Origin of the sequence: Neorhizobium galegae (assembly GCF_017877135.1) — a bacterium.
Taxonomy (GTDB): Bacteria; Pseudomonadota; Alphaproteobacteria; order Rhizobiales; family Rhizobiaceae; genus Neorhizobium; species Neorhizobium galegae_A.
In genome coordinates, this window is record NZ_JAGIPH010000003.1 from 489,505 (window position 1) to 513,068 (window position 23,564).

A 23,564-nucleotide genomic window follows, 5' to 3' on the forward strand; every position below is an offset into this window, starting at 1 on the left:
AAGTATCAGGTCATGAACGAGTTCGACATTGCAGTTGTGGGTGAGGGTCTGGCGGGATCGGTGGCAGCGTTCGCGCTGGCCCGGGCCGGACGCAAGGTGGCGCTGGTGGCGCCGCAGATCAACCGGCAGGACCGGCGCACGACTGCGCTGATGGATCAATCGGTGCGCTTCATGGACAGCCTCGGCCTGTGGGATGCCATTGCGCCGGACGCCTCCGCCCTCTCGACCATGCAGATCCTCGATGGCACCAAGCGACTGTTTCGGGCGCCGCCGGCGCAGTTTCGTGCAGCCGATCTCGGGCTGGCCGCTTTCGGCTACAATATCCCAAACCGGGCGCTGATGGCCGTCCTTGGCGAAGCGCTTGCCGCCGAAAAGAATATCACGCGGATCGATGCAAGCCTTGAGCATCTGGACCTTGCGAGCGATGGCGCCGTTTTGACGCTTGCGGGCGCAGATACCATGAAGGCCGGTTTCGTGGTCGGCGCAGACGGGCGCGGATCCACGGTGCGGCAACAGGCCGGCATCGGCACGCGCCGCTGGGCCTATCCGCAGACGGCCGTCGTTCTCAATTTTTCCCACGAGCAGCCGCATGGCAATGTCTCGACCGAATTTCACACCGAAACCGGCCCCTTCACGCAGGTGCCGCTGCCCGGCAGCCGCTCCAGCCTGGTCTGGGTGGAGAAGCCGGCAGAAGCCGAGCGCCTGCTGGCGCTGTCACCGGAGACGCTTTCGCTCGAAGTCGAGCAGCGCATGCAATCCATGCTCGGCAAAGTGACGGTCGAGGAAGGGGTCGAATCCTGGCCGCTCTCCAGCCTCATCTCGGACCGTTTCGGCAAGGGGCGCGTTGCCCTCATCGGCGAGGCCGCGCATGCCTTTCCGCCCATCGGCGCGCAAGGGCTGAACCTATCGCTGCGCGACGTCATGGAACTCGCCAATCTCCTGAAGACGGATGGCACTGCGGCCGTTGCCGCCGACACCGGCGACCGCTTCAACCGTCACCGCCGGCCGGACATCATGACGCGTACCTTCGGGGTCGATCTCCTCAACCGCTCGCTGCTGTCGGATTTCCTGCCGATGCAGGTAGCGCGTGCCGCCGGTCTCCACATGCTGACGGCCATCGGGCCGCTGCGCAATGTGCTGATGCGCGAAGGTATCGAGCCGGGTCGCAGCCTGCGCGAATTCGCAGGCGGGCTACGGCATCCCTTCTCCGCCAAGAAAACCGGATGAGATGAGGTAAAGCACCGCCGGCAGCGTGGCGATGGAGAGGACGGTGGTGATCAGCACGGTTGCCGAGGCCCTCTCCTGCCAGACGCCGTAGTGCTGGCTGATGACGAAGACATTGGTCGCGGTCGGAAGGGCCGCGAGCAACACGGCCGCCTGGATCCAGGATGGTTCAATGCCGCCGACGGCAGTCAGCGCCAGATAGACGACTGTCGGCAGCACGACGAGTTTTGCGAGTGCAATCACACCGATTTCAGCCGGAATGCGCGTCAGCGGGCGCAAGGCCAGCGTCACCCCCATGGCAAAGAGCGCGCACGGCGCTGCCGCCTGCGCGAGGTAATCCACCAGCCGCATGGCGGCAAGCGGCGGCTGAATTCCAAGTGCCGCCACCAGAAAGCCGGCCGCCGTCGACAGGATGAACGGATGCAGCGCCACCTTGCGCAGGACGTCCGAGATGAGGGCGAGCGGCGGGCGCCTGTCTCCGCCGGCAAGCGCCATCATGGCCGGCGCCACGACGAAATGCGTGGCGTTTTCAAAGCAGACGATGAGTGCCACCGGCACCGCGACCGTATCGCCAAGCACCAGTAGCGCAAGCCCCGGCCCCATATAGCCGATATTGCCGTAGGCACCGCCAAAGGCCTGGATCGTGGAGACGGCGGTCCCGGCCTTGCGGACGAAAAACCCGATGGCAAAAACCAGCGCAAAGACGCAGTAAACGGCAGCCAGCTGCGTGACGATGAAATCGATCCGCGTCAGGTCCTCGATCGGCGTGCGCGAGACAAGCTTGAAAAACAAAGCCGGCAGGGCCGCGTAGACGATGAATGTGTTCATCCAGCCGAGTGCTTCTGCACCCTGCCCGCTTGCCTTTGCCGCCACATAACCGATGAGGATCAGCCCGAAAAAGGGAAGCAGCAAAGCAAGAATGGCAGCCATTTCAATCCTCCGCCGCGGCAAGAGCACCGCGAGCAGGGAATCGCTTAGCCGATTTGCATGAGGATTGGAAAGCTCTGCTGAAACCAGATCGCCATGTCGCTCACCAGGCCGAAGATGAAAGCAAGCCCGGTCAGCACCAGAAAGGCGCCCATCAGCTTTTCGACCAGCCCCAGATGGCGGCGGAAGCGCGTGAGAAACCGCATGAAGGCGCCGGAAAAACCGGCAGCGATCCAGAACGGAACGGCAAGACCCAGCGAATAGATGGACAGAAGCAGCGCGCCATCGCCGACCGTCTGGCGGGATGCCGCAACGCCAAGGATCGCGCCCAGCACCGGACCGATACAGGGCGTCCAACCGAAGGCAAAGGCGAGCCCCATCACATAGGCGCCGGAGACGGTGGCCGGCTTGCCGCCGGACTGGAACCGCGCCTCACGCGACAAAAGGCCGATGCGAAACAGGCCAAGAAAATTCAGCCCCATGATGATGATGATGACGCCGCCGATTTTCGCCAGAAGATCGATATGCTGGCGCAGCATCACGCCGATCGTCGTTGCGCCGGCACCGAGGGCGATGAACACCGTTGCAAAGCCGAGCGTGAAGAACAGTGACGACAGCAGCACCGACCGTTTCACCGACGTGCTTCGGGCCGCAGCTTCGTCACGAAACTGCTCGACCGAGACGCCGGCCATGTAACAGAGATAGGGCGGCACCAGCGGCAGCACGCACGGCGACAGAAACGACAGGGCGCCGGCGATCAGGGCGCTGAACAGCGATATTTCGGCAATCGACAAGACATTCTCCGCGTCGCACTACCCCTCTTCCTAAAGCAGGCTCCGCTGCGTCTGCCAATGGCCTTTTCGGCTGTGTCGCGCAAATATGTGCTTGGGTTCGGGCAAGTGCGGGGTTCTGGGGGCGCATCGCCCCACAGTCATCTGCCAGAACGTCGAGGGTCCGCGTACGCGCCCGCCGCATGCCACACTAGAGAATGTGGCTCAACCGGTGACGGATATGCTCGTTCGGAATCAAGTGCGCCGATTCGGCAACGTGATAGGCGTCGCGGGCAACGTCAAACGACAGCACCCACATGATCATGCTGAGAAGAAACGCGATCAGGAAATATTGTACACGCATGACGCAAGGGCTCGGCCCGCCCGGCGGCAAAATTATGACGCAACCAATTGGGTGCACCCACCGCATCAGCAAGGCAGGGGTTGAAGCGATTGCATACAATCTGGAAAATGGTGAGAGCGCAGGGGTTCGAACCCTGGACCTACTGATTAAAAGTCAGTTGCTCTACCGGCTGAGCTACGCTCTCCCGAGGCGGCTTTTGACTGCCCTTCGAAAGTGCGCGGAACATAGGCAGGGCGCCTTCCGCGGTCAACCCGCGAAAGGCGAAATTATGGGATGTTTCAACAGCGAAATATCTTAATGGGCGCTGCTGCCGTTTTCTTCCTGCTCGTAGGACACCGAGACCGAGCCATTGGAGGAGAGCCGCACGGTATCTCCATCGACATAGGCGACAAGCGAGAGCGGGATGAAGTGATGATGGCCTTCATGGCTTCCTTCGCCGCTATCGCGCTTGGTGAGCTTGATTCGGCCGTCCACCACCCGGTCCACCGTGCCGACCGGAATGCCATCGGCGCCAATGACCTTTGCGTGTTCCCGAATACGTTCTGCCTCGATCATGATCATCTCCGTCGTTGGGTTTCGATGGAGATCAAACGCCTGGCGGCTGAAAAGGATGCATAGGAGCGGCCTCGCGTGGGTCTGGCGGTCCGACATGTCGCTCGACCAGATCCCAAGGCAGCGACTGATTCTGAACGGTTTCCTCTTGCTTTGTATGGCCATGCGAAGCGGCCGTTAGCAACGAGGGGGAGCACAGACAGCACTGATATATCAGCATAAGACTGGACGTGATTTGCGATGGCAGAAGAACTGATATATCAGATCTGTCATGAAGACCGTCGACACGCCTCCAGCATCCGATTCCCTTGCCCGCCAGGCCTACGACGCGCTCGAGCAGATGATCGTGATGCTGCGCCTGGCGCCGGGCGCGCTCGTAACGGAGAAGCAGCTGATCGAGATCGCCGGCCATGGCCGCACGCCGGTGCGTGAGGCAATTCAGAAGCTGGAATGGCAGGGCTTGATGCTGGTGCGTCCGCGCGTCGGGCTGCAGGTCGCCGAGATTGCGGCCGGTGATGCTGCCGACATCATGGCCGTGCGGCGCCGGCTGGAGCCACTGGCTGCATCTCTTGTGGCAACCCACGCCGATGAGCGCCAGCGCACGCGGCTGGTAGACTGTGCGCGCGACATGACGACGGCGGCAGCCACCGCAGACATGGCGGGGTTCCTGGCGGCAGACAAACGGTTTGACGATATCGTGGACGAAGCCTGCACCAACCGCTTCATCACCAGCGCGCTTGCGCCCTTGCGCAGCCATTCGCGTCGCCTGTGGTTTTCCACCGCCGATATCGAGGCGATGGACCGATCAGTCGGCCTGCATGTCGGGGTCATCCGCGCCATCGGGCGACAGGATGCAGCGGGCGCCGCCGTCGCCACGGAAAAACTGCTCGACGACTTGATCCGATCAAGCTGATTCGATCAGCGGACAGTGACGTCCCGGCCGGTGTGTGAGAATACGAATGGACCGATCACCCGGCGCAGCCGGACGATTCGCGCGGCGCGGCCAGGGTTCAGGCCGAGGGTGCCTGCCCTGCCCTCTCCCGGGCAAGTGCCGCCAGATCGGCAGGTTTCAGCTCCACCGATTCGCCGCAGCCGCAGGCGGATGTCTGGTTGGGATTGTTGAAGGTAAAGCCGGAGCGCATCCTGGTGACTTCAAAATCCATCTGCGTGCCGAGAAGATAAAGCACGGCCGACGGCTCGACCCAGACGCTTGCGCCACCATGCTGGATGAGATCATCCTTGGCATTGGGCTCGGTCACCAAATCGATCGTATATTCCATGCCGGCGCATCCGCCCTTCTTGATACCGACGCGGATCCCGAGCGCCTGCGGCCCGGCATTGTCAACAATTGCCTTCACGCGATCGGCGGCGGCATCGGTCATGGTCATCACGGCAAAGCCCATTGGCTCATTCTCCTTCACGCAACCGGGTTCAAGGCCCGGCGGTTTCGTTTCTCAATGTAGGCACACCAGGGCGCACGATCAATAACTGTGTTCACCGAACCAGTTTTGGCCAGTCGCGCGCGGCATGCAGAACACGCAGAATATCGATGTTCGTCTCGTTGATTTGATAGAAAATCAGATACCCATCTTTCGGAAACATGCTGACGTTCAGCCGATCACTTTGCCGTTGCGTTCCAGCTCCAGGCATCGCAGCCAGAAAATCAAATGTCGCATAGATCTCAATCTGCCAGCGCAAGGCGGCGCGCGGGTTCCGCAGAGCGATATAGGACATGATCTGATAGATATCGCGCTCGGCCAGCGGGCTGAGACGATAAGCCATCAGGCCTTGACCCCAAACTCGCGCTCGAATTCCGCGCGAAGACGCCGGAAGGATTCCTCACCATCAATGGGTTCGCCGCTGTCCAGCCCCTGCTGGATCAAGCTATCAAGCTCTTCGACGGAAAAATTGCCCACCATGCGCTGCGCTTGCCAGGCATTGAGCGCCGCGGCAACCACCTCGTCCGGCGATTGAAAATCGCCGGACTGGACGACGCTCTCCACGAGGTCGCTCATGTCAGGCGAAAGCTCGATGCGAATGGGATGTGCGCGCGCCATGAAAGGTTACTCCGCTTCCGACACGAGATTAGCGCATCGCGGCCCTCAATACCAGCCGACGGCCACCTGCGCCTCTTCCGACATGCGCTCGGGCGTCCATGGCGGATCAAACGTCATCTCCACTTCGACGCCGGACACGCCTTCGACGGCGCCGACGGCATTTTCAACCCAGCCCGGCATTTCGCCGGCGACCGGGCAGCCGGGCGCCGTCAGCGTCATGACGATCTTCACCATGCGGTCGTCTTCGATGTCGATCTTGTAGATCAGCCCGAGCTCGAAGATATCGGCCGGGATTTCCGGGTCGTAGACCGTCTTCAGCGCCGAAATGACGTCGTCGGACAGGCGCGCCAGCTCCTCCTGCGGAATTTGAGACTGGATCAGCCCCTCGCGGGCATCCCATTTCAGTTCGGGTTCGTCGATAGCCATGGCAAAATCCTCAGGCAAAGAAGTTTCGCGCGTAGTCGAGCGCGTCGGCCAGCGCGTCCACTTCGGCGCGCGTGTTGTACATCGCAAAGGATGCACGGCAAGTGGAGGTGACGCCGAAGCGTTTCAAGAGCGGCATGGCGCAATGGGTGCCGGCCCGCACGGCCACTCCCTTGCGGTCGATCACCATCGACACGTCATGGGCATGAATGCCGGCAAGCTCGAAGGAGAAGATCGCCCCCTTGCCCGGCGCATTGCCGATGATGCGCAGCGAATTGATCGCCGTCAGCCGTTCGGTCGCATAGGCGGCGAGATCGGCCTCATGGGCGGCAATCCTGGCGCGGCCGATGCTTTCGATATAGTCGAGCGCATAGCCAAGACCAATTGCCTGAACGATAGGCGGGGTGCCGGCCTCGAAACGGTGCGGCGGATCGTTATAGGTGACGAAATCCTGCTCCACGTCAATGATCATCTCGCCACCGCCCTGGAAGGGGCGCATCGCAAACAGGCGCTCCTTCTTGCCATAGAGCACGCCGATGCCGGAGGGGCCGTAGAGCTTGTGGCCGGTCATCACATACCAGTCGCAGCCGAGATCCTGCACATCGACCGGCATGTGGACGGCGCCCTGGCTGCCATCGACCAGCACGGGAATGTCGCGCTCGTGGGCGACGCGGCAGACATCCTTGATCGGCACGATGGTGCCGAGCGCATTGGACATCTGGGTGATCGCGATCAGCCGTGTCTTTTCCGTCAGACAGTTTTCGAGATCTTCCAGATGAAAGGCGCCATCCTCATCGACCGGCACCCACACCAGCTTCACACCCTGCCGCTCGCGCAGAAAGTGCCAGGGCACGATGTTGGAGTGGTGCTCCATGATCGACAGAACGATCTCGTCGCCTTCCTTCAGATGCGTCATCGCCCAGCCATAGGCGACCGTGTTGATGGCTTCCGTGGAGTTCTTGGTGAAGACGATCTCATCGACACTCGGCGCGTTCAGAAACCGGCGCACCTTTTCGCGCGCGGCCTCGTAAGCCTCCGTCGCGGCATTCGAGAGATAATGCAGGCCGCGATGGACATTGGCATATTCGGCCGAATAGGCGTGAGAAATGGCATCGATCACGCTTTGCGGCTTCTGCGCCGAGGCGCCGTTGTCCAGATAGACCAGCGGCTTGCCGTGGACCATCGTCGAGAGGATCGGGAAATCCCGGCGGATCGCCTCGACGTCATAGGTGGTCGAATTCAACTGGCCCATTGCAGACCCTTTCGATTTCCGCTTTCGGACAGAGCCCTCGCACGAGGCCACCTGATGCCGACAAGCATCGCTCCTTGCTCAGCGTTATCCTCGGCTCTTGGCCGAGGATCCATTCACGGTGCAGCAAACCCCTCCCTCATGCTCGGGACGTGCCCGAGCCTGAGGCAAGAGAGGTCGCGCCGCACAGGCCGGCCCTCTCAGGCGTGCCGTTCGAGCCAGCTCGAAATGATCGCTTCCAGTGCTTCGACCAGCTGCCCATCTTCCAGTTCCTCGACGATCTCCGCCACGAAGGCGTTGACCAGCATGGCGCGCCCCGTGTTCCTCGGAACGCCGCGGGCCATCAGGTAATAGAGATGGTTGGCGTCGATATCGGCAACCGTTGCGCCATGGCCGCACTGCACGTCATCGGCAAAGATTTCCAGTTCCGGCTTTGCCGAAAACTCCGCCTCGTCCGACATCAGAAGCGTGTTGCAGGCCATGCGGGCATCGGTCTTCTGCGCATCCAGCGCCACCTTGATCATGCCCTGGAACACGCCGCGGGCGCGATCGAACACCACGTTGCGGAAGATTTCCGTCGAGGTGGTGTTGGGCACATGATGGCCGAGAACCAGCGTCACATCCGTATGCGTTTCGCCACCGAGAAGGTTGACGCCGCGCAGCTGCAGATCGGAGCCTTCGCCCGCCACGTCGATCCGCAGCTCCTGGCGCACCAGTCTGCCGCCGGCATTGATGACGTAGAGCCGCAGCTTGGCATTGGAGCCGACGCGCACGCGCAGCTGACCAAGATGCGTATCGGCCGCACCCTGCTGCTGCACGATGATCCAGGTCACATCGGCGCCGTCTTCCAGCGAAATATCGCTGACGGAGGTCACGAAGGCCTCGCCCTTGGCGGTCGGCAGATGTCGCTCGATCACGGTTGCCTTTGATCCGGCACCAAAGCTCACCGGAAAGCGGGTATGCACCTGTCCATCGCCATGAAGGACCTGGATTTCGACCGGCTTTTCGATCGTAGCGTCAGCGGGAAACTCCAGCACGTAACCATCGCGCACGAAGGAGCCGTTGATCTTGCCGATCGTGTCGTCGCGGTCGATCACCGACAGGCCAGGAGCTGCCGTGCCTTCCGACAGCATGTCCGAAAAGGCGTTCACCAGCACGCCGCCGATGCCGACTTTCTGATCGGCAAGGCCATGGCGGGTGGTGATGACGGCAGATCCCGCCACCAGCGGTTCCGGCGTATCGACCACGGCGGCCGGCACGGCCGCCGGGATGGCGCGCAGCAGCGTCTTCAAATCCGTGTAATGCCAGGCCTCGATGCGGCGTGTCGGCAAACCGTTGCTCTTCAGGTCATCGACAAGGCGGTCGCGGGCGCTGATCACCGCACCATTGCCCGGCAGCTCACCCACCTGGGCGTTGAACGCCTCGATCAACGCAGCTTCCGCGGCCGTCTGCCGGGCTGTCGTCTGCATGTTCATGGCAAAAATCCTTCTGCTGGCGCCTCAGGCCGCTTCGCCGATGATGTCGGCATAGCCATTGGCTTCCAGTTCGTGCGCCAGGCTCTTGTCACCGGTGCGGATGATCTGGCCCTTGTAGAGAACGTGGACCGTATCCGGCACGATGTAATCGAGCAGGCGCTGGTAATGGGTGATGACGATGACGGCGCGATCAGGCGAGCGCAGCGCGTTGACGCCGTCCGCGACGATCTTCAGCGCGTCGATGTCGAGACCGGAATCGGTTTCGTCGAGAACGCACAGTTTCGGCTCGAGCAGTGCCATCTGGAGGATTTCCGCGCGCTTCTTCTCGCCGCCGGAAAAGCCGACATTCAGCGGACGCTTCAGCATGTCCGGGTTGATCTTCAGCTCGGCCGCCGATTCCTTGACGCGACGGATGAAGTCCGGCGTCGTCAGTTCCGCTTCGCCGCGCGCCTTGCGCTGCTCGTTCATCGCGACCTTGAGGAACTGCATGGTGGCAACGCCAGGAATTTCGACCGGATACTGGAAGGCAAGGAAAATGCCCTTCGCCGCACGCTCGGCCGGATCCAGTTCCAGGATGCTTTCGCCGTTATAGAGGATCTCGCCGTCGGTCACCTCATAGTCCTCGCGGCCCGACAGGATGTAGGACAGCGTCGACTTGCCGGAGCCGTTCGGCCCCATGATGGCCGCCACTTCGCCGGCCTTCACGGTGAGGTTCAGGCCGCGGATGATTTCGGTGCCATCTTCGGCAATGCGGGCGTGCAGGTTCTTGATCTCAAGCATGTTTGTCGTCCTGTCCAAAAGCGGTTCAAGGGCCGCTTGTTTTTCCATCTTCGCCTAACCGGCGCTTCAATCCGTCATCCTCGGGCTTGTCCCGAGGATCTACCTGCCCATCAATTGTAGTCAGGCCATTTCGTCGTATTTCGATGCGGCATGTAGGCGTTATCGATCTCATCGATCCTTTCAAAAAGGTCCAACCATGTTGGGTTCAATCCTTCGATCAACTTGATCTTCCACTCCCTGTTGTACCGTTTCAGCGATTTCTCCCGCTGGATCGCAAGAACGATATTCGGGTGCCGCTCAAACCAAACCAATACCTTTGCCTTGTAGCGCTCGGTAAAGCCCTTGTGGATCTCATTGCGGTGTTCCCAAACACGACCCTGAATGTCACTCGTGACGCCGGTATATATGACCCCGCGAGGCTTGTCTGACATCATGTAGACGAAGCCTGTCATGCCAGGCGCCCCTTTCGTCATCCTCGGGCTTGTCCCGAGGATCTGCTAGGTTTACTCCGCCGCTCCGTTCATGGCCCACCGCATTCCTGTCGTAATGCCGAACACCCATTTTCGTCAGTAGATCCTCGGGACAAGCCCGAGGATGACGGTGGGTAGACGACCGACGCAGCCTTCTTCAGCCCACCGACCCTTCCAGCGAAATCCCGATCAGCTTCTGGGCCTCGACCGCAAATTCCATCGGCAGTTCCTGAATAACTTCCTTGACGAAGCCGTTGACGATCAGCGCAATCGCCGCTTCCGTCGGAATGCCGCGCTGCAGGCAATAGAACAGCTGGTCTTCCGAAATCTTCGACGTGGTCGCCTCGTGCTCGAACTGGGCGGAGGAATTCTTCGCCTCGATATAGGGCACCGTATGCGCGCCGCAGCGGTCCCCGATCAGCAGCGAGTCGCACTGCGTGAAGTTGCGGGCATTGGTGGCCTTGCGATGCGCCGAGACCTGACCGCGATAGGTGTTCTGCGAAACGCCGGCGGCAATACCCTTCGAGACGATGCGGCTCGACGTGTTCTTGCCGAGATGGATCATCTTGGTGCCGCTGTCGATCTGCTGATGGCCGTTGGAGACGGCGATCGAATAGAACTCGCCGCGGCTGTCGTCGCCGCGCAGGATGCAGCTCGGGTACTTCCAGGTAATAGCCGAACCGGTTTCCACCTGCGTCCAGGAAATCTTGGAGCGATGGCCACGGCAATCGCCACGCTTGGTGACGAAATTGTAGATGCCGCCCTTGCCCTGCGCATCGCCCGGGTACCAGTTCTGCACCGTCGAATACTTGATCTCGGCATCGTCCAGAGCCACAAGCTCGACGACCGCCGCATGCAGCTGGTTTTCATCGCGCTGCGGCGCCGTGCAGCCCTCGAGATAGGACACGTAGGCGCCTTCTTCCGCGATGATCAGCGTGCGTTCGAACTGGCCGGTGTTCTTCTCGTTGATGCGGAAATAGGTCGACAGTTCCATCGGGCAACGAACGCCCTTCGGCACAAAGACGAAGGAGCCGTCCGTGAAGACCGCCGCATTGAGCGTCGCGTAATAATTGTCGGTCGTCGGCACCACGGAGCCGAGATATTTCTTCACCAAGTCCGGATGCTCGCGCACGGCTTCCGAGATCGACATGAAGATCACGCCGGCCTTGGCCAGTTCCTTCTTGAAGGTAGTGACGACCGAGACCGAATCGAACACGGCATCGACGGCCACGCGCGGCTTTTCGACGCCGGCGAGGATTTCCTGTTCCCGCAGCGGAATGCCGAGTTTCTCATAGACCTTCAACAGTTCCGGATCGACCTCTTCCAGCGAGGTCGGGCCGGGGGTCGTCTTCGGTGCCGCATAATAATGCAGGTCGCTGAAATCGATTTTCGGGTAATCGACGCGCGCCCAGGTCGGCTCTTCCATGGTCAGCCAGCGGCGATAGGCGTCGAGACGCCATTCCAGCATCCAATCCGGCTCCTGCTTCTTGGCCGAAATGAAGCGGATGATCTCTTCGGAAAGGCCCTTGGGAGCCTTGTCGACTTCGATGACGGTTTCGAAGCCATACTTGTACTGGTCCACATCGATCTGGCGAACCTGATCGATCGTCTCCTGCACAGCAGCCATGTTCATTCTCCAATCTCGCCGGAATCAAGGGTCCGGCAGCTTGTCGGTCGTGGCGGGGGTCCGCCTCTATGTAGGCGCCAGAAGGCGGTTTTCACACCGTTTGGCAAGCATATTTTTGCGTTTTCGCAATCGACCGGTCGGGTCGCCGCGAATAGTTCACCGCATTACGCGGCCTGTCCGGGCAGCCTGCGCCGCCCGGCAATTCTGGTGAAGGCCGCAAGGGCCTTTTCGATATCCTGTCCGGTGGTGTCCGGTCCGAGCGAGATACGCAGCGCCCCGAGGCCCGGATCGCATCCCATCGCCGCCAGCACATGGCTCTGCCCGGTCTTGCCAGAGGCGCAGGCGGAACCGGCGGACAGCGCCACGCCCTCAAGGTCGAAGGCGATCTGGCCTGTTTCCGACTTGAGGCCGGGCAGCGTGAAAAACGTCGTATTGGCCACCCGCGCCACGCCGGCTCCATGGATGATCACATCCGGTGCCGCCGCCGCCATTCCGGCCTCCAGAACGGCGCGCAACTCTCCGATGCCGGCGTTTCTCGCGGCAAGATCAGTCGACGCCTGCTCGGCGGCCGCGCCAAAGCCGATGATGCCGGGAAAATTCTCCGTGCCGGAACGATGGCCCTTTTCCTGTCCGCCGCCATGGATCAGCGGCCTTGGCATCATCACCTCGCCGCGCGACACGAGGGCGCCCACGCCCTTCGGCCCGCAGATCTTGTGCGAGGAGAGAATGAGAAAATCGGCATCCAGCGCCTGGATGTCGAGCGGAATGCGCCCGGCCGCCTGGACGGCATCCACCACCAGCAGACCGCCCTTTTGATGCACGAGGCGCGCAACCTCTTCGACCGGCTGGAAGACGCCGGTCTCATTGTTGACCAGCATGACCGCAACCATCGGCAGGCCGCCTGCCATATCGTGGCGCGCAAGCGCTGTCTCCAGCACCGCAAGATCGATCACACCCTGCGGCGTCACTGCAATCTCGCTGATCTTTCCGGGCAGAAAACGCCCGCCTTCGCGAACGGCCGGATGTTCGATGGCCGAGACGTACAGATGCCCGACAGCAAGCGGCGCGCGCCCCATGCGGTAATCCGGCGTCAGCACCAGATTGGCCGCTTCCGTCGCACCACTGGTGAAGATCACATGCTGCGGATCGCCACGGACAAGCGCTGCCACCTGCCGGCGGGCGCGATCGAGACCGGCGCGGGCCGCACGGCCCTCCGCATGCACCGAAGAGGCGTTGCCCGGCAGGGCGTAGGCGTCCAGCATGGCGCTTCTTGCCGCCTCAGAGAGCGGCGCCGTCGCGTTCCAGTCCAGATATGTCCGTGCCGTTGCCATTGCCTGCAGAGCTTCCCGGTCTAGATCTTCCCGTGCGACGCATTTTCCTTGAAATTTTCGCCGCGCATGCCGTATGAGACGACCAACTGGGCGGCACACGCCAGCCCACTTTCGAATGGTTCTAAACTGTTTCTAGAAAAGATGAGCGACTTCGTCAAGTCAAAGCCATCATGAAACAGTTGGAAACATCAAAAAGCTGACCGGAGTACCGATGCCCGAAGTGATTTTCAACGGCCCTGCAGGCCGCCTCGAAGGACGTTACCAGCCCTCCAAGGAAAAGAGCGCACCGATCGCGATCATCCTGCATCCGCATCCGCAGTTCGGCGGCACGATGAACAACCAGATCGTATACCAGCTCTTCTACATGTTCCAGAAGCGCGGCTTCACCACGCTGCGCTTCAACTTCCGCAGCATCGGCCGCAGCCAGGGTGAATTCGACCACGGCGCCGGCGAATTGTCGGATGCGGCCTCCGCGCTCGACTGGGTGCAGGGCCTGCATCCCGATTCCAAGAGCTGCTGGGTTGCGGGCTATTCCTTCGGCGCCTGGATCGGCATGCAGCTCCTGATGCGCCGTCCGGAAATCGAAGGCTTCATGTCGATTGCGCCGCAGCCGAACATCTACGACTTTTCCTTCCTCGCGCCCTGCCCGTCGTCTGGCCTCATCATCAATGGCGACGGCGACAAGGTGGCTCCGGAAAAGGATGTGAACGGCCTCGTCGAAAAGTTGAAAACGCAGAAGGGCATCCTCATCACCCACCGCGTCGTCGAAGGGGCAAACCACTTCTTCAACGGCAAGGTGGAGCCGCTGATGGCCGAATGCGAGGATTACCTGGACCGTCGCCTGAACGGCGAACTGGTGCCGGAACCGGCCGCCAAGCGCATCCGCTAAGACGTTCGATAGCTTTCCACGTCCTGATCAGCGAACGGCCCTTCGGGGCCGTTTGGCATTCTGGGACAGGACTAAAGCCAACTCAGACGAGCGTCAGGGTCATCGGTGCGTGCTGGCGATAGAGGCGCACGCAATTGCGTCCCGCCTCCTTTGCCTCGTAAAGGGCGCGATCGGCCTGCCGCAGCGCCGTCGATAGATCCGCGGACGAACTGAAGGTGGAAACGCCGAAACTCGCAGTTGCCCGAAAGGCCGGCGGCAGCCCGGGAACGACCTGCATGGCCAGTGATCCACGCAGGGCCTGCGCCAGCATGAGCGCCGCATCCGCCATCTGCCCGGGCAGCAGCACGCAAAACTCTTCGCCGCCGATGCGCCCGATAATGGCGTTGTCAGGCGCGCTGGCGGTCAGCAACTGACCGAACAGGCTGATCACAGAATCGCCGCTCAGATGGCCGTAGGTATCGTTGATCTTCTTGAAGTGGTCGAGATCGCACAGGATGAGCGCATACGGTCCATTGGGCTGGCGCCGCAGCAAGCGTTCGCAGTGATTGTCGAAACCGCGCCGGTTCAAAAGCGACGACAGCGCATCGACTTCGGAATTGCTGCGCTCGTCCGCCATGATCTGCAGCACCAGAACGGCAAGCAGCATCAGCCCCGTCATCACCATCAGCACGGCCGTCATGCTCTGGGAAATCAGCGCGTAATTGGACCCGATATAGTCTTTCGCCGTCACCCCGGCCCCAAAAATCACCGCAAGGGCCGCCTTGAGGGGAAAATGCGCGGCGGTGACGAGAAGGAGCGTCAGAAGCGCGCGGTCGACGGCGGCGCGATAGGGTGACCGCATCACCGCAAGCGCGCTGAACAGGAGCGCGATGCCAAAGGGCATCTGGTAGAGGAACGCATGCCCCAGACTGCCCCGCGGCAAAGGATAGATCAGGGCGTCTGTTGCCAAAGCCGCACAGCAGAAGATGACGAGCATCACCCGGTCGGCCGGTGCCCCGTAAAGCTTGCCGATCCCGACCCGCAACAGCAGAAGCCCGGCAAGGACGGTGGCAAACGCAAGCCAGGCGCCGAACCTCACAAAGTCCGTATGCGCCACCAGAAGTTCTGCGGGCGCCGACAGGGAGGCAACCGCAAATCCTGCGGCAAACCACCGGGCGGCTTCGCGCGAACGGCTACGGGTGGACACGACGATGAACACCACGGCAAATGACATCGCGATGAAGAAATTCATGACGAGGAAAAAGTCGGCGCCGTTCATAACCCTCGTCCTTCCTCCATGTCTCGACGCTTTCGCCATCCGGCGGGCGCAGGAACGGTTACCATCGCTGCTTCCGAGCCTCCGAAACAACGGTATCCTCCGCAGGTCACGGGTCCCGAAAGCCGAAGGGGCACTGCGGCCAAGGCCGGCCCATCGCTATGCGAATAATGCCACCTCCGTCGTTTTGATACAGTGCAGCATGGGTTCGTTTCAATGTGCAACGCAAACAAAACGCTAAAATTCGCATCCGTCGCCGCGATAGGCTGGCAACGTCGCCCCCTTATGCGCCTGGACAGAACCGCGCGCGTCAACTTTTGAAGTGATTATCCGGGCAAAGAGTGCTAGAGGCGCGGCACGCAAGAGCCAATCCTCACAAAGCAACATCTGCCAGAGATCGATCATGTCCAGGTTCAAATCCGACTTCCTCCGCACCCTCGACGAGCGCGGCTTCATCCACCAGGTTTCCGACGAAACCGGGCTGGATGACCTGCTGGCGAAAGAGACGGTGACGGCCTATATCGGTTACGACCCGACGGCCTCGAGCCTGCATGTCGGCAGCCTGATCCAGATCATGATGCTGCACTGGTTCCAGCAGACCGGCCACCAGCCGATCTCCCTGATGGGCGGCGGCACCGGCATGGTGGGCGATCCCTCCTTCAAGGAGGAAGCCCGCCAGTTGATGACCGTCGACAAGATCGAGGAGAACATCGCCTCGATCAAGCGCTGCTTTGCCCATTACCTCAACTACGAGGCGGGCCCGAAGGGCGGCGCTCTGATGATCAACAATGCCGAATGGCTGCGCGGCCTGAACTACCTTGAATTCCTTCGCGATGTCGGGCGCCACTTCTCGGTCAACCGCATGCTGTCCTTCGACAGCGTGAAGACGAGGCTCGACCGCGAGCAATCGCTGTCCTTCCTCGAATTCAACTACATGATCCTGCAGGCCTACGATTTCGTCGAGCTCAACAAGCGCTACGACTGCCGTCTGCAGATGGGCGGCTCCGACCAGTGGGGCAATATCATCAACGGCATCGACCTTGGCCACCGCATGGGCACGCCGCAGCTTTACGCGCTGACCTCGCCGCTCCTGACGACCTCGTCCGGCGCCAAGATGGGCAAGTCGGCCTCCGGTGCCGTCTGGCTGAACGCCGACCTGCTGTCGGCCTACGACTTCTGGCAGTACTGGCGCAACACCGAGGACGGTGATGTCGAGCGCTTCCTGAAACTCTACACGACGCTGCCGATGGACGAGATCAAGAAGCTCGCAAGCCTCGGCGGCTCGGAAATCAACGAGGCCAAGAAGATCCTGGCGACCGAAATTACCGCGATCCTGCATGGCCGTGCGGCCGCCGAAGCCTCGGCAGAGACGGCCCGCAAGACCTTCGAGGAAGGACAGCTATCCGACAACCTGCCCTCGATCGAGGTGGCGTCGGCAGAACTGGAGGCCGGCATCGGCCTCCTCGCCTTGATCGTCAAGGCAGGTCTTGCCGCCTCCAACGGCGAAGCGCGCCGCCACGTTCAGGGCGGTGCCGTGCGCATCAACGATCAGCCGGTGGCCGACGAGCGCAAGCTGATCGGCGCGGGTGAAGTCACCGGCGACGGCGTGATCAAGCTGTCGCTCGGCAAGAAGAAGCATATTCTGGTGCGCCCCGCCTGAGGCAACCACCGCCATCCTGAACGGAAAACCCGGCAGCCATCTGCCGGGTTTTTGTTTGCCCGCAGGAACATGGCTGCAAAGGCAGCGGGCTTACTGGAACTCGAAGATCTGGCGAAAGACGCCGGGTGCGATGATCGACAGCGGGTTGACCGTCAGTTTCGGCTGGTCGAAACGACCGGCCACCTTGAAGGTGATGCCGAGCAGACCGCGGTCGCGGCCATTGCCGAGGATGGCACCAATGATCGGCAGTTCGGCAAACAGCCGGTTGAGGCCATAGGCCGGCATGAAGGTGCCGGTCATGTCCATGCGCCCCGCCGCATCGCGCAGCATGCCCTGGAAGGTAGCGCCGATCTGTTCGCCGCGCACCACGCCGTTTTCCACGGACAACGCTCCCCCGCGATAGACGAGGCGGGCAAAGGCACGCTGGAATTTTTCCGAACTGACGTCGATATCGCGTTTCACCGCCGCATTGAGGCTTCGCCCATCCTCGCCGACCGGCGTCGAGACGATGGACTGCAGGCGGTTTTCATTGACCAGCGAGAAACTGCGGATATCGACCGAACCGCTCATGTCACCCGCTGCTTCGTTGTTCAGCCGGATATTGAGCAAGCCGCCGCGCATATGATCGTAGAGATTGGCAAACCGCACGAGCGCGCCGGCATCGCCACTGGTGAGCGTGATCGTTTCGCCGCCTTCGCCGGCACCGGCCGCCGTCTGGGCCACCACCGCCTGTCCGCTGCCGGTCACGGCGTTGAGATCCACCTGGCGCAGCTTGCTGGCGCGAAGGGTGAGCGAGAAATCGACATTCCCGAGGCTCTCGTCATTGAAGCCGATGACACGGTCGAGCTTGGCGCGCACCCGTACGCTGCTTGACGCCTTGTCACCGCCGCCGCCGGGACCGGAACCGCCCTGCGCACGCATCTGCTGCAGGACAGGGCGCAGATCGGCGGCCTTGCCGGAGGCCGAAATATCGTAGAGACCCTTGGACCGGCGGACCGACACGGCAAGGTCATCGGCAGGCGACAGCTGCACCTGCGAAAAATCGCCGGAGACCAGCCCACCCGTTCCCATTTTCAGATCGCCGCGCACGCCAAAGCCATCACCGCTGACGTCCAGCTTGTGAATATCGGCGCTGCCGTCCTTCTCGCTGAGCTCAAACGTGGCGGTCGCCGGAATGCCGCTGCCCTTGCTCCAGCCGATCCCCGGCACAGACAGAACGGCAGCGGCAAGATCGAGCTTCACGCTCTGGCGATCGTCATCGATACGCTTCACCTCGACACCGACCGGTCCGCTGACGATGTCGGAAAGCCCCGGCGCCAGCTTGTCGCGCTGCTCGTTGCTGAGCGTCGTCGTCACAAGCAGGTCGCGCGCCACTTCGGATGTCTTGCCAATCGGCTCGACCAGCTTGATCTGGGCGGGAACCGTATCGATGGTGCCTTTGGCGGACAGCCGGGCGGCGCTGCCGTCAATGTCGAGATCCCCCTCCAGATTTCCGATCTTTCGCCCGGCAATCGGTTGGCCGACATCGACGCCCTGCAGATCGATCTTGGCGCTGAACGCAGGTTTCGGCGGATTTTGCGATGCCACCAGGCCGAACCGTGCCGTCACCGCCGCCTCGGCATCGCCCTTGAAATCGTCCGGCTTGAACGACAGGTTTTTAAGCCCGTCGATGGGCTTGAAGCTGGCAAGTTCGGCCAGCGCATCCGCCGATCCGGTGACGTTGAGCGACAGATCCGCCATCAACGGCTGCCGGTAGGTGGATTCGATGACAAACCGGCCCTCATCGACCACGACCTGGCGCCCGGAGGGGAAATAGGACGCGGCCTTGCGGACCCCGACGTCGACGCGCGCGCCCTGCACCTCCACATGGCCACCAAGGTCGCGCACAGGGGCAAGATCACCCGGGAGCGTCAGCCTCGTATCGGCAATATCGAACGCGATCCTCAGTTCGTTGCTGTCCAGTTGCAGCGGGATGCCGGGTCCATGCATCCGGCCTGCCGGAATGAAGACCGAAATCGACCCATTGGTAACGGTGCCGCCAAACATGTTGGCCACGGCCCAGTCGCGGGCCTTGCGCGCCATCCAGAACGGCCACAGCTGCTTGACGCCCGCCACATCCATGCGGGGCAACTGCGCGCCAAAACTGATTTCCGGCGAAACGACACCGGGGAAATGCACCTTCAGAGCGCCCGCCATCTGGCCTGCGGGGCTCGAGACCTGCATGTCATCGAATTCGAGCACGTGATCGGCGGAAAAATATCGGCCCGTGGTATTGAGATCGAAGAGGACGGGCTGTTCACCGCCATTGGCCGCCTGTGCATGGCCGCCGCTGATCAACATGCTGATGCCGAATCCCGGCCGCGTTTCCGCGGTATTCAGCCGATCAAGATCAACGATCGCGCCGGTCAGCGGCAGGACAGTCGGCCCGAAGCGGAACTTCGACGGGCGGATCTCGATGGTGTTGCGGGCAAAATCATAGGCCGTGTGAACTTCCGCACCGGACAGTTCCTGGCCGACACCATCGAAATAGAAGAAGCCCGGCGCGTGGTGAATGCTCGCCTCGATCGAGGGCTCGTTTTCCTGCGTATCACGGGTCGCCTTGAGATCAAGATCGATCGCACCCTGCAGGCCCTCGCGCGGCTCACCGTCCGGCATCCGCTGCAGGAGGAAGGGCGTCATGTCGAGGCCGGCCACATGCGCCGTCAATTGCCGTGTGACACCATTGACCGCTGTTGCCTGCACATTGAGGTTGGCGCGCCGGCCGTCGAGCTCCAGGATCCCGGTCAGCCCCACCATGCCTTCCTGCGTGAGCGCCAGCTTCAGATCATCGATGACAAGCGTCGAAACCTTGCCCTCGCGATTCGGCGGAAACTGGATATTGATGCCGTTGATGCGCACGAGCGCAGTCCCCGTGCGCTCGATGATGCCGCGCGCCTCGTCCAGGCGCTGGAAGGCCTGTTCAAGCGCTGCCGGCAGGCGGTCGACGCGGGTTTTTGACAGATCCATCGGATCGCCGGCCGGCAGAAGCGCCGTATCGAGCGAGATATTGTCGGCTTCCATGCGGCGGATCGAGACCCGGCCGCTGAGGAGCGCCACAGGATCGATGGCAAGGCGGATGGCGGCAGTGCGGGTCAGATGCTCGCCGGTCGCCACTTCGACAATATCCACGTCGCGGGCTTCCAGCGCCAGGCGGAAGTCGTGGTCGAAGCGGATGGCCGTCGAGCCGACGGTTGCGCTGTAACGATTGCCGATGGCGTTGGACAGCGCGCTTTGGGCGCGCGCATTCAGTGCCCCATCGATCGTGCCGGTTTCGATGGCGAAAAAACCGCTGATCACGGCGCCGGCGCAAAGGGCGAGAAACAGAAGACAAAAGCGCAGGATGCCTTGCGCACGCGAACGGTCGCGCGGGCAGTGCACGATCAGCGGATCATGCACCTGCGCGGAGGGAAGTTCATGCAGCGCGACCATATCCTTGCGGCCGAAGCTGACCTTTTCCCCTCTGATTTCCGCCATTTTTCTCCAAAGCTCATGCCACCGGTCGGCCGGGGTGATCTGGACCGACGCAGCGCCAGTATATAACGATTAAGGTGACATTTACCTCATATGCAGGCGAAAGAAAGGAAAACTATGACGGACCTCACAAGCGGCATGCCGGCTCCGGATTTCACCCTTCCCCGCGATGGCGGCGGTGACATCACCCTGTCCGCCTTTGCGGGCAAGCCGGTGGTTGTCTATTTCTACCCCAAGGACGACACCAGCGGCTGCACCACCGAGGCACTGCAGTTTACCGCTCTCTCCGCCGAGTTCGAAAAACTGGGCGCCACCGTCATCGGCGTTTCGCCGGATTCGGCCGCCAAGCACGACAAGTTCGTGAAGAAGCACAGCCTTTCGGTGGCTCTCGCCGCCGACGAGGAGCAGGTGGCGGCCAATGCCTACGGCGTCTGGAAACAGAAGAGCATGTATGGCAAGACCTATATGGGGATCGAGCGCTCCACCTTCCTGATCGCAGCCGATGGCACGATTGCCCGCGTCTGGCCGAAGGTGAAGGTGGAAAGTCATGCGCAGGAAGTGCTTGAAGCGGTGAAGGCCTTGTGACAAGGACGGGGCCATGACAGAGGCCCCGCACCAACCCGAAGACCTGCCGAAAACCCCGCTGCCGCCGGTATCGTCGCTGCGTGCAGCTGCAATCCTTGCCATTTCGTCTGCCGATCTCGACGTGAAGACGGAACTGGCGCAGCAGACCGCGACACGCTGGTTCGAGCGACGCCTTTCGCTGCGATCGCCGCTTGATCCGCCGCTGCCGGACCGCCCCGGGCGCCCCGCCAAGCCGGATCTGGTGCCGCCGAAGCTCGTGGAAAAGCGCTCGCTGCACACGGCCAAGGGCCGCATCGCCATCCTGCACGCCATTGCCCATATCGAACTCAACGCGGTCGACTTGGCGCTCGATATCGTTGCCCGCTACGCAACCGAGCCGGTGCCGAATTCCTTCTTCGACGGCTGGATGCAGGTGGCATTCGAAGAAGCCAAGCATTTCCGCATGGTGCGCAAGCGGCTGAACGATCTCGGCGCCGATTATGGCGACATGCCGGCCCATGACGGGCTCTGGCAGGCCGCCCATTCCACCCGCAATGACCTGACCGCCCGGCTGGCCGTCGTGCCGCTGATCCTCGAAGCGCGCGGGCTTGACGTCACGCCCTCGCTGCAGGCCAAGATGCGCGAAACCGGCGATCATGAAACCGCAGCCGTGCTCGATGTCATCTACACGGACGAGAAGGGTCATGTGGCAATCGGCGCGAAGTGGTTCCGCTTCCTCTGCGCGCGGGAACGCAAGGATCCGGCTGCGACCTTCAAGGACCTGGTGCGCGCCAATTTCCGCGGCGCCCTCAAGCCTCCGTTCAATGATCTCGCCCGCGCCGAAGCCGGCCTCACACCCTCCTTCTACCGCGCGCTGACCGCCACCAGCAGCGCCTGAACGCCCCAAATTAACGCTTTATTAACCTTAACAGGTTCTAATCTACCCAAGGCAGACGGCTTTGGGGATTGGCTGGGGGACGGGCGTGGCAACAGCTTGCGACAATCGCGTCTTTGGCAAAAAAGCCTCCAGACCTGTGCTCATCCTGGCATCCGGCGACAGAGTGCGCCACATGACCATCCGCCCGTGGATGGTGGCCGCCGGCGCGACCCTGCTCATCATTCTCTCCACCGGCTATTTCGCCGCGACAGCCTATCTTGTGATGCGCGACGATCTGATCGGTGGATCGCTCGCCCGCCAGAGCCGTATCCGGCAGGCTTACGAGGAGCGCATATCGGGCCTGCGCGCCCAGATTGACCGCATCACCTCGCGCCAGCTCATCGACCAGCAACTGGTGGAAGACAAGGTGAAGCAGCTTGTCGAGCAGCAGAATGCCCTGCTGTCGCAGCACGGCAAGCTCGGCAATCTCCTGCAGCGGGCGCAAGCGTCGGGCCTCACGACCGAGACGACCGTGCAGACGGCGCAAGGACAAGCCCAGGCCTACCAGCCGATCACGACGGACGAACCCACCGCGCGCAATCGTGCGCTGAAAGCCATCGAACGCCTGATCATGCCCGAGATCACGCCAGCGAGCGAACGTGACGGCAAGGGCGCAAAACTCGGCTTCCTGCCGCTTCGCGACCAGCCGCTTCCGGCAAAAACCGCCGGCGAGAAGACAGCGCGCGCCCTGCTCCAGGTGACGCAATCGCTGAGGAGCATCGAGCATGAGCAACTGGCGCGCATTCGTGACCTGACGGCAACCGCCGATGAAACGACCGATGCCATGACGTCGATCATGCGCCGCACCGGCATTTCCGTTCCGCCGCCGCAGGCCGCAAAGAACGAGGACGGCGGCATTGGCGGACCGTTTGTCGAACCGGCGGCCGCCGACCCCTTCGACAGCCAGCTCGACCAGCTGGATGCCGCCCTGACGCGGCTTGAAACCGTGCGCCAGACGGCTGTGAGCCTGCCCTATGGCAACCCTGCCCCCGGCCACGATATCACCAGCCGCTTCGGCAACCGCATCGATCCCTTCCTCGGGCGGCTGGCTCTGCACGCGGGTATCGATTTCGATGCCGAAACCGGCGCAACCGTGCGCGCCACCGGCGCCGGCCGGGTCACCGTCGCCGGCGACTCCAGCGGCTATGGCAACATGGTGGAGATCGACCACGGCCATGGCATCACCACCCGCTACGGCCATCTGTCGCGTATTCTGGTGTCCGAGGGCGATCTGGTGTCGAGCGGCGACATCATCGGCCGGGCCGGTTCGACGGGCCGGTCGACCGGGCCACATGTGCATTACGAGGTGCGTCGCGACGGCGCCGCTATCGATCCCATCCACTTCCTCAATGCGGGGCTGAAACTGACATCCTACTTGAATTGAGCTAAAACTGTTCCGATCTGATCTGTAAGTGCAGCCGGATTTACCAATCCGGCAGGCAAACGCGCTGTTTTCTTGACTTTGGCTCTTATTGCGCCTATGTCGCGGCCATCGTCGGA

Annotated in this window: 23 protein-coding genes and 1 tRNA gene; 7 read left to right on the forward strand and 17 right to left on the reverse strand. The window is 62.0% G+C overall.

The annotated features are described in order from the left end of the window. The first annotated feature begins 12 nt into the window (after positions 1–12). Positions 13–1,227, forward strand: coding sequence for a UbiH/UbiF family hydroxylase (locus J2858_RS12560; protein ID WP_210105250.1), 1,215 nt, complete (start codon positions 13–15; stop codon positions 1,225–1,227). Here the strand turns inward: J2858_RS12560 and J2858_RS12565 are convergent. The 5 genes from J2858_RS12565 to J2858_RS12585 all read right to left on the reverse strand — a co-directional run bounded on the left by J2858_RS12565 (position 1,192) and on the right by J2858_RS12585 (position 3,840). Continuing rightward, the gene (locus J2858_RS12565) at positions 1,192–2,154 is read right to left on the reverse strand and encodes an AEC family transporter (RefSeq protein ID WP_210105136.1); all 963 of its coding nucleotides are present in this window, start codon (positions 2,152–2,154) and stop codon (positions 1,192–1,194) included. The two genes, J2858_RS12560 and J2858_RS12565, sit on opposite strands and share 36 nt — an antisense overlap. Positions 2,155–2,198: 44 nt before the next feature. Beyond that, positions 2,199–2,945 (reverse strand): cytochrome c biogenesis CcdA family protein, encoded by a 747-nt coding sequence (locus tag J2858_RS12570; protein ID WP_210105137.1) that lies wholly within the window; start codon positions 2,943–2,945, stop codon positions 2,199–2,201. 187 nt (positions 2,946–3,132) lie between these two features. Then, positions 3,133–3,285, reverse strand: coding sequence for a hypothetical protein (locus J2858_RS12575; protein WP_210105138.1), 153 nt, complete (start codon positions 3,283–3,285; stop codon positions 3,133–3,135). Between the two features lie 108 nt (positions 3,286–3,393). Beyond that, a tRNA-Lys gene (locus J2858_RS12580) sits at positions 3,394–3,469 on the reverse strand. Between the two features lie 110 nt (positions 3,470–3,579). Beyond that, entirely contained in the window at positions 3,580–3,840 is a 261-nt protein-coding gene (locus J2858_RS12585; RefSeq protein ID WP_210105139.1) for a DUF2171 domain-containing protein, read from the reverse strand. Positions 3,841–4,108: 268 nt separating this feature from the next. Here J2858_RS12585 and J2858_RS12590 point away from each other — a divergent pair, with 268 nt between their 5' ends. Further along, positions 4,109–4,750, forward strand: a complete 642-nt coding sequence (locus J2858_RS12590; RefSeq protein WP_210105140.1) for a GntR family transcriptional regulator — start codon at positions 4,109–4,111, stop codon at positions 4,748–4,750. Positions 4,751–4,847: 97 nt separating this feature from the next. On the opposite strand, the gene sufA is transcribed toward J2858_RS12590, so the two are convergent. The 10 genes from sufA to J2858_RS12640 form a co-directional block, all read right to left on the reverse strand. After that, positions 4,848–5,240, reverse strand: a complete 393-nt coding sequence (sufA, locus tag J2858_RS12595) for a Fe-S cluster assembly scaffold SufA (RefSeq protein ID WP_210105141.1) — start codon at positions 5,238–5,240, stop codon at positions 4,848–4,850. A 91-nt stretch (positions 5,241–5,331) separates the two neighbouring features. Continuing rightward, complete coding sequence (locus J2858_RS12600; RefSeq protein WP_210105142.1) at positions 5,332–5,619, reverse strand: type II toxin-antitoxin system RelE/ParE family toxin; 288 nt, start codon at positions 5,617–5,619, stop codon at positions 5,332–5,334. Then, the gene (locus J2858_RS12605; protein ID WP_210105143.1) at positions 5,619–5,894 is read right to left on the reverse strand and encodes a ribbon-helix-helix domain-containing protein; all 276 of its coding nucleotides are present in this window, start codon (positions 5,892–5,894) and stop codon (positions 5,619–5,621) included. Before J2858_RS12605 ends, J2858_RS12600 begins: the two co-directional genes overlap by 1 nt. A gap of 45 nt (positions 5,895–5,939) precedes the next feature. Next, on the reverse strand, positions 5,940–6,320 hold the full coding sequence (locus J2858_RS12610) for an SUF system Fe-S cluster assembly protein (protein ID WP_210105144.1): 381 nt from the start codon (positions 6,318–6,320) through the stop codon (positions 5,940–5,942). A gap of 10 nt (positions 6,321–6,330) precedes the next feature. Next, positions 6,331–7,569, reverse strand: a complete 1,239-nt coding sequence (locus tag J2858_RS12615; protein ID WP_210105145.1) for a cysteine desulfurase — start codon at positions 7,567–7,569, stop codon at positions 6,331–6,333. A 197-nt stretch (positions 7,570–7,766) separates the two neighbouring features. Then, the gene (sufD, locus tag J2858_RS12620) at positions 7,767–9,041 is read right to left on the reverse strand and encodes a Fe-S cluster assembly protein SufD (protein ID WP_210105146.1); all 1,275 of its coding nucleotides are present in this window, start codon (positions 9,039–9,041) and stop codon (positions 7,767–7,769) included. A 24-nt stretch (positions 9,042–9,065) separates the two neighbouring features. Then, complete coding sequence (sufC, locus tag J2858_RS12625; RefSeq protein WP_210105147.1) at positions 9,066–9,821, reverse strand: Fe-S cluster assembly ATPase SufC; 756 nt, start codon at positions 9,819–9,821, stop codon at positions 9,066–9,068. A 110-nt stretch (positions 9,822–9,931) separates the two neighbouring features. After that, positions 9,932–10,273 carry a GIY-YIG nuclease family protein gene (locus J2858_RS12630; protein WP_210105148.1) on the reverse strand — a complete coding sequence of 114 codons (342 nt, stop codon included), beginning with the start codon at positions 10,271–10,273 and terminating at the stop codon, positions 9,932–9,934. Positions 10,274–10,448: 175 nt separating this feature from the next. Continuing rightward, on the reverse strand, positions 10,449–11,918 hold the full coding sequence (gene sufB, locus J2858_RS12635) for a Fe-S cluster assembly protein SufB (protein ID WP_210105149.1): 1,470 nt from the start codon (positions 11,916–11,918) through the stop codon (positions 10,449–10,451). A gap of 164 nt (positions 11,919–12,082) precedes the next feature. Then, a complete protein-coding gene (locus tag J2858_RS12640) occupies positions 12,083–13,249 on the reverse strand; it encodes a cysteine desulfurase family protein (protein WP_210105150.1) in 1,167 nt (388 codons plus the stop codon). Positions 13,250–13,460: 211 nt separating this feature from the next. Here J2858_RS12640 and J2858_RS12645 point away from each other — a divergent pair, with 211 nt between their 5' ends. Further along, positions 13,461–14,138, forward strand: a complete 678-nt coding sequence (locus tag J2858_RS12645) for an alpha/beta hydrolase (protein ID WP_210105151.1) — start codon at positions 13,461–13,463, stop codon at positions 14,136–14,138. Between the two features lie 82 nt (positions 14,139–14,220). On the opposite strand, the gene J2858_RS12650 is transcribed toward J2858_RS12645, so the two are convergent. Beyond that, positions 14,221–15,396: a GGDEF domain-containing protein gene (locus tag J2858_RS12650; RefSeq protein ID WP_210105152.1), complete on the reverse strand. Its 1,176-nt coding sequence runs from the start codon at positions 15,394–15,396 to the stop codon at positions 14,221–14,223. Between the two features lie 400 nt (positions 15,397–15,796). Between J2858_RS12650 and tyrS the strand changes: the two genes are divergently transcribed. Next, positions 15,797–17,053: a tyrosine--tRNA ligase gene (gene tyrS, locus J2858_RS12655; RefSeq protein ID WP_210105153.1), complete on the forward strand. Its 1,257-nt coding sequence runs from the start codon at positions 15,797–15,799 to the stop codon at positions 17,051–17,053. A 90-nt stretch (positions 17,054–17,143) separates the two neighbouring features. Here tyrS and J2858_RS12660 read toward each other — a convergent pair whose 3' ends face one another. Beyond that, complete coding sequence (locus J2858_RS12660; protein WP_210105154.1) at positions 17,144–20,566, reverse strand: AsmA-like C-terminal region-containing protein; 3,423 nt, start codon at positions 20,564–20,566, stop codon at positions 17,144–17,146. 114 nt (positions 20,567–20,680) lie between these two features. Here J2858_RS12660 and bcp point away from each other — a divergent pair, with 114 nt between their 5' ends. From bcp to J2858_RS12675, 3 genes are all read left to right on the forward strand, one after another. After that, positions 20,681–21,148 (forward strand): thioredoxin-dependent thiol peroxidase, encoded by a 468-nt coding sequence (gene bcp, locus J2858_RS12665; RefSeq protein ID WP_210105155.1) that lies wholly within the window; start codon positions 20,681–20,683, stop codon positions 21,146–21,148. 13 nt (positions 21,149–21,161) lie between these two features. Then, complete coding sequence (locus J2858_RS12670) at positions 21,162–22,025, forward strand: ferritin-like domain-containing protein (protein WP_210105156.1); 864 nt, start codon at positions 21,162–21,164, stop codon at positions 22,023–22,025. Between the two features lie 85 nt (positions 22,026–22,110). After that, the gene (locus tag J2858_RS12675) at positions 22,111–23,448 is read left to right on the forward strand and encodes a M23 family metallopeptidase (RefSeq protein WP_432443346.1); all 1,338 of its coding nucleotides are present in this window, start codon (positions 22,111–22,113) and stop codon (positions 23,446–23,448) included. The last annotated feature ends 116 nt before the right edge of the window (positions 23,449–23,564 follow it).

Excerpts from the sequence above, each read along its gene's own strand:
- J2858_RS12560 (WP_210105250.1), top strand. The coding sequence starts at position 13 with ATGAACGAGTTCGACATTGCAGTTGTGGGTGAGGGTCTGGCGGGATCG.
- J2858_RS12565 (WP_210105136.1), bottom strand. The coding sequence starts at position 2,154 with ATGGCTGCCATTCTTGCTTTGCTGCTTCCCTTTTTCGGGCTGATCCTC.
- J2858_RS12575 (WP_210105138.1), bottom strand. The coding sequence starts at position 3,285 with ATGCGTGTACAATATTTCCTGATCGCGTTTCTTCTCAGCATGATCATG.
- J2858_RS12585 (WP_210105139.1), bottom strand. The coding sequence starts at position 3,840 with ATGATCGAGGCAGAACGTATTCGGGAACACGCAAAGGTCATTGGCGCC.
- J2858_RS12590 (WP_210105140.1), top strand. The coding sequence starts at position 4,109 with ATGAAGACCGTCGACACGCCTCCAGCATCCGATTCCCTTGCCCGCCAG.
- sufA (WP_210105141.1), bottom strand. The coding sequence starts at position 5,240 with ATGGGCTTTGCCGTGATGACCATGACCGATGCCGCCGCCGATCGCGTG.
- J2858_RS12600 (WP_210105142.1), bottom strand. The coding sequence starts at position 5,619 with ATGGCTTATCGTCTCAGCCCGCTGGCCGAGCGCGATATCTATCAGATC.
- J2858_RS12605 (WP_210105143.1), bottom strand. The coding sequence starts at position 5,894 with ATGGCGCGCGCACATCCCATTCGCATCGAGCTTTCGCCTGACATGAGC.
- J2858_RS12610 (WP_210105144.1), bottom strand. The coding sequence starts at position 6,320 with ATGGCTATCGACGAACCCGAACTGAAATGGGATGCCCGCGAGGGGCTG.
- J2858_RS12615 (WP_210105145.1), bottom strand. The coding sequence starts at position 7,569 with ATGGGCCAGTTGAATTCGACCACCTATGACGTCGAGGCGATCCGCCGG.
- sufD (WP_210105146.1), bottom strand. The coding sequence starts at position 9,041 with ATGAACATGCAGACGACAGCCCGGCAGACGGCCGCGGAAGCTGCGTTG.
- sufC (WP_210105147.1), bottom strand. The coding sequence starts at position 9,821 with ATGCTTGAGATCAAGAACCTGCACGCCCGCATTGCCGAAGATGGCACC.
- J2858_RS12630 (WP_210105148.1), bottom strand. The coding sequence starts at position 10,273 with ATGACAGGCTTCGTCTACATGATGTCAGACAAGCCTCGCGGGGTCATA.
- sufB (WP_210105149.1), bottom strand. The coding sequence starts at position 11,918 with ATGGCTGCTGTGCAGGAGACGATCGATCAGGTTCGCCAGATCGATGTG.
- J2858_RS12640 (WP_210105150.1), bottom strand. The coding sequence starts at position 13,249 with ATGGCAACGGCACGGACATATCTGGACTGGAACGCGACGGCGCCGCTC.
- J2858_RS12645 (WP_210105151.1), top strand. The coding sequence starts at position 13,461 with ATGCCCGAAGTGATTTTCAACGGCCCTGCAGGCCGCCTCGAAGGACGT.
- J2858_RS12650 (WP_210105152.1), bottom strand. The coding sequence starts at position 15,396 with ATGAACGGCGCCGACTTTTTCCTCGTCATGAATTTCTTCATCGCGATG.
- tyrS (WP_210105153.1), top strand. The coding sequence starts at position 15,797 with ATGTCCAGGTTCAAATCCGACTTCCTCCGCACCCTCGACGAGCGCGGC.
- J2858_RS12660 (WP_210105154.1), bottom strand. The coding sequence starts at position 20,566 with ATGGCGGAAATCAGAGGGGAAAAGGTCAGCTTCGGCCGCAAGGATATG.
- bcp (WP_210105155.1), top strand. The coding sequence starts at position 20,681 with ATGACGGACCTCACAAGCGGCATGCCGGCTCCGGATTTCACCCTTCCC.
- J2858_RS12670 (WP_210105156.1), top strand. The coding sequence starts at position 21,162 with ATGACAGAGGCCCCGCACCAACCCGAAGACCTGCCGAAAACCCCGCTG.